The sequence below is a fragment of the Sphaerochaeta sp. genome (assembly GCF_050178175.1).
In the GTDB taxonomy this organism is placed as follows: Bacteria; Spirochaetota; Spirochaetia; order Sphaerochaetales; family Sphaerochaetaceae; genus Sphaerochaeta.
Window position 1 is genome coordinate 1 of record NZ_JBFXGH010000142.1, and the last position, 4,841, is coordinate 4,841.

Here is a 4,841-nt window from a genome sequence, read left to right on the forward strand (position 1 = left end):
CTTGGTATGTGAGTTCTGCCACCTTGCCTGGGTGGCCTGCCACCCGCTGTAGGTCATAGTCGTGGATAGCGACCAACTCACCGCTTTTGCATTGTTGTATATCCAGTTCTATTCCATCAATGTGGTGTTCCAGGCAGTCTGCAAAGCCGGCTAGGGTATTCTCAGGATGGTCAACGGGAGAACCCCTGTGTCCGAACAACAGGGGTCTGTCGAATACCCGCTTCATCTTTTTCCTCCAAAGCGGAGATGGGAAACCTCATCCTTCCAGAGGTTACTGTCCACCGTCTCAAGGATGAGCGGCATGTTCTCAAAGCGTGAATCGCTTGCAATATGTTCAAAGGTGGCCCATCCAATGCTTCCCAATCCCAGACTTGCATGTCGGTCAAGATGACTTCCGGCACTGCTCTTTGCATCGTTCAAGTGCATTCCCTTGAGGTGGGAGAGACCAATAAGTGAATCGAACTGGTCAATTGCAGCATCGAACTCATCGGGACTTCCCATGGAGTATCCCGCAGCATGGGCGTGGCAGGTGTCTATGCAGAAACCGATACGCTCCCTCTTTGAGCATTGTCCAAAGAGGAATGCGAGCTCCTCAAAGGATGAGCCCAGGTTTGTCCCCTGTCCTGCAGTGTTCTCAATGACTGCTATGGCATGCTCGGTTTCACTGAGGGCTATGTCGATGCTCTGGGCAACCAGCGAAAGGCTCTCCTTGGTATCGACGAGTCCCAAGTGGGAGCCGGGATGGAAGTTGAGAAGGCTCAATCCCAGTTGTTCGACCCGCCTCAGCTCATCGATGAAAGCTTCCAGGCTCTTCTTTCGTTTTTCATTGTCTGGATTGCCCATGTTGATAAGATAACTATCGTGTACCAGCACCTGTTGTGCTGTGAAGCCTAACTCCGCCATGGTAGACTTGAACAGTTCTATGGTTTCCGTCTCCAAGTCCTTGGATTTCCATTGCCGTTGGTTCTTGGTGAACATGCCGAAGGCATTGGCTCCAAGATCGTAAGCTTGGATGACTGCATTTTGTACACCGCCGGCAATACTGGTATGTGGTCCTATGGTATGCATAGGTGAACGGTAGAACTAGGGCCGAGGGTTGTCAATCATCAGAACTCGTGGTAGTGTCCACCTTACATAGGAGCGAATGAGCATGATACAACGGCAATGGGCCTTAGGGGATGAGCTCGCGGGCTTCCAGCTGGTGGAGATTACCCAGCTTGATGAGTATGAGGGAACCGGATACCTGTTCCGACATATCGAGACCAATATGGAGGTCTTTCAGCTTATCAATTCCGATAGGGAGCGTTTCTTCAGCTATGTCTTCCGGACGCTTCCCTACAATGATTGCGGTATTGCCCATATCCTGGAACACAGTGTGTTGGCAGGAAGCCAACGCTATCCAGTGAGAGATCCGTTCATGACCCTGCTCAAGGGCAGCACCAATACCTTCATGAACGCCATGACCTACCCGGATAAGACCATGTATCCCGGCGCAAGTCCATTGAAAAAAGATTTTGAGAATCTTTTTCATGTATATACTGATGCCGTTTTCGCCCCCCTGCTTCGTGAGGAGACCTTCTGGCAGGAGGGTGTACGCCTTGTTTGTGATGAGGAGAGTTGCCATTTCGAGGGAGTGGTCTACAATGAGATGCTGGGTGACAGTGCCGACCACGATTCAATCGTCGGCAAGGGTAGCATACGCTCCCTCTTTCCCGATACCCCATACTCCTTTGATTCAGGAGGTAACCCAGAGCAGATCGTCCGTCTGGATTACCAGCAGTTCAGATCCTTCTACAGCCAGTTTTATCATCCTTCAAACTGTAAGCTCTTCTTGTATGGTGACCTGGAGGTAGGGGAGTACCTCTCATTCCTTGATGAGGAATACCTGAAGACACGAGGATCACTCAAGGTAAACAGCCTCTGCCCAACATCTGAGCCATGGAAAAAGGAAAGGAGTGTTACTCTTACCAGCCCGATGGAAGATGGGCAGACAAAGGAAAGTGCCTCGGTTGTGTTGTCCTGGGTGACCACTGATGTCACCGACCCTTTGCAAGTCATCACCCTTTCCACACTGGTTGATCTCTTGCTTGGGAACCAAGCGGCACCCTTGTACAAGGCACTCCTTGATAGTGGGCTGGGTGTAGACATCTCTCCTGAGAGCGGGATGAGTGCGGACTTCAGGCAGATGCCGTTCTTGGTGGGGTTCAAGGGCATCAACCCGGATTTGGCGGAGGAAGCAAAGGCATGTATCATGAAGGCCTTGCAGACCATTGTGAAAGAGGGACTTGAACCGGAAATGGTAGCCTCATCCTTGAAAAGGATTCGCTTCAAGCAACTGGAAATACCTGGAGGTATTCCCAACGGGCTCAGGGCTCTCAATAGAAGTCTCCGAGGGTGGCTCTACGACCTTTCTCCCTGTGCGACGATAGAATCGGGGAAACCGCTTGAGGCACTTGAGAAGGAACTGCACAAGGATCCTCGTTACTTTGAGAAATGGATCAAGCGCCATCTTCTGGATAATCCACACCGTTGCCTGGTTACCGTGAAACCCGATGGGGAACACCAGAAGAGGCAGATGGATGCCATTGCACGATATGCAACACAGATCACGGAGTCCATGGATAAGAAAGAGATCAAGCTTCTGCAGGAACAGAACCAGCGTTTCCTGCAGTTTGAGTTGGAAGGAGATACCCCGGAGGCATTGGCTACCATCCCACGCCTCCATCTGGAAGACCTTCCCAGTACCATCCGTCCCAATACTCACCAAGAGGTGCAGTGTGCAGGACAGCCACTCTTCATACGTCCACAGTTTTGCAACCAGATAGTCTATGCAGACTTTGCATTCAATGTGGAAGACCTCAGTGAGCGTGAGCTGATCCTGTTACCGTTGTACACCCGGATACTCCAGACCACTGGTCTTGGGAAACTTTCCTATGCGCAGGTAGCGACCAGGCTGAAACACCTCACGGGTGATTTCAATGTCTATGGTGAATTGGGTAGTGCCTGCAACAACAATGATGTCTTGACGTTGCTGTGCAGGGTCAAGACGCTCAAAGAAGATTTTGCACCTGCAATGGAGTTCATCCAGCAGCTGCTCTCTGGTGCAAATGTGGGGGATTTGAAGCAGTTGAAGCTGGTTCTGAATAATTTCAGGACTGATTTCGCTGATAGTGTGACTTATAGTGCCCACAGTTTTGCTAGTCTCTGCGCTGCAAGTGTCTTCTCTCCCATCCAGTGGGAAGGTGAGCAACTTTCGGGGCTCCACCAGTGGTTCTTCCTGGAGTCGATAGGAGAGAAGGACCTTCCCTCCATTGCCCAGGAACTGGAACAGTTACAGAAAAAGCTTTCCAACCGCAGGAGATTATTGCTGCATCTCAGCTGTGATGAAGAGTTGGTCCAAGAGCTCGTTCCCGTATATGAAGCATTCACTGAAGCATTTGCCGATCTGGGAGCGGTGCAACCAAGACCACGTTCCTACAACGAAGTAAGTAAGGGATCCATCCATGAGGTCCAGCTTTATCGGCTTCCTGCAACCGTTAGTTATGCAGCATGGGCCATGCGAACTGAGAAGCGGGGAACCGTCTTGCAGGCTGCACAGATTCTCCTTGCAAATATCTTGACGGGCAATGATCTGTGGGAAGTCATCAGGGGCCAGGGTGGTGCCTATGGCGTTGCTGCAAATGCTGATGTCATGGAAGAGATTTGTATATTCTCCACCTACAGGGATCCCCGAATTGCCGGCAGCTATCGTGATTTCATCCAGATTCTCAACAAATATGCCCAAATTGATATTGATTCCGTGCATATTGAAAATGCCCTGATTGCAACCATCGGCAGTGAACTGAAACCCCTGTCTCCAAGCCAGGATTCCATCCTCGCTTTCAGACGGTTGCTCTATCATATCAGTGATGAGTTCAGGGCCATGAGGCGTCAGCATCTCTTGCAGTTGGATAGCAAGCAACTCAACGAAGGAGCGAAAGCCTTGCTCCGTGCTGCAAAGGAAGAGGACTCCTATGTAGTGCTCAGTGGGGCGCAGTTGCTGGAGACAGAGAAAGAGAAACACCCTATTCTCGACCGTCCATCTATACGTCTTCCACTCTAGCAGGGTCTCCCCAGATTCTGGATAGAGAGGAAGAGGATTGTGCATTTCTCAGCTTGAGGACCACGCACTGTTTGAGACTTGCCTGTCCTCGTGCAATATCCTCAGCGAGACTTTTGCAGGTAGGGCTGCCGCACAGTCCACAGTCGATACCGGGTAGCACTTTCAGGATATCTGTTACCTTCTGGAGTTTATAGAGTGCTCTGGAACGATCTGTATCGAGGCCCATAGTCATGGTTGCCTCAAATGGAGGCAACCGAAGGTCGTTCTGAAACGCTTTTCTCTGGTCTCGGATACGTTTGGTGAGCACCTCATCAAGCACATCTGGGAGTTGTTGGGAATAGTACTTGAGTCGCTCCGAGGCGAGGAAACGGTTCCTTACCGTGAGAATCCCTCCCACACACCCTTCTGCACAAGCATCCAGCTCAAGAAATTGCAAGCTTGTCTGTGCTTCCTCTTCGAGAATTTCCAGGAACTCAATGACATTATGCATCTCATCAACAGCAAGGGTACGTCCCTCGTGTGAGGGGATCTGGCCTTTGACCAAGCTCCAGAGCAGGGCGTGCTTCGTACACATGGCGAAAGTAAGACTACCTTCCTGGACTTGGTCCTGTTTTGCAAGATAGGTGCTGACCAGGTTGTATGCGGTATCGATATTGATGATACCATCGAACAACCTGTTCTCCTCTGAACCCTCGGTGTTGAATTGGGCGATCTTTGCTGCACACGGGGTGAAATAGAA

At 50.7% G+C, this 4,841-nt stretch carries 4 protein-coding genes; 1 reads left to right on the forward strand and 3 read right to left on the reverse strand.

Annotation, left to right across the window (positions count from 1 at the left end; genetic code table 11):
* Together AB7S66_RS11295 and nfo are read right to left on the reverse strand one after the other, a co-directional pair.
* On the reverse strand, positions 1-226 hold a 226-nt coding region (locus tag AB7S66_RS11295; protein ID WP_428520064.1), incomplete at its 3' end, for a glycerophosphodiester phosphodiesterase.
* Positions 223-1,068 (reverse strand): deoxyribonuclease IV, encoded by an 846-nt coding sequence (nfo, locus tag AB7S66_RS11300; RefSeq protein ID WP_428520066.1) that lies wholly within the window; start codon positions 1,066-1,068, stop codon positions 223-225. The genes AB7S66_RS11295 and nfo, both read right to left, overlap by 4 nt.
* Positions 1,069-1,150: 82 nt before the next feature.
* On the opposite strand from nfo, the gene AB7S66_RS11305 reads away from it, so the two are divergent.
* Complete coding sequence (locus tag AB7S66_RS11305) at positions 1,151-4,102, forward strand: insulinase family protein (RefSeq protein WP_428520069.1); 2,952 nt, start codon at positions 1,151-1,153, stop codon at positions 4,100-4,102.
* Here AB7S66_RS11305 and AB7S66_RS11310 read toward each other — a convergent pair.
* Positions 4,083-4,841 (reverse strand): (Fe-S)-binding protein (locus AB7S66_RS11310; protein WP_428520071.1); only part of this gene is annotated, 759 nt, incomplete at its 5' end. The genes AB7S66_RS11305 and AB7S66_RS11310 overlap by 20 nt on opposite strands.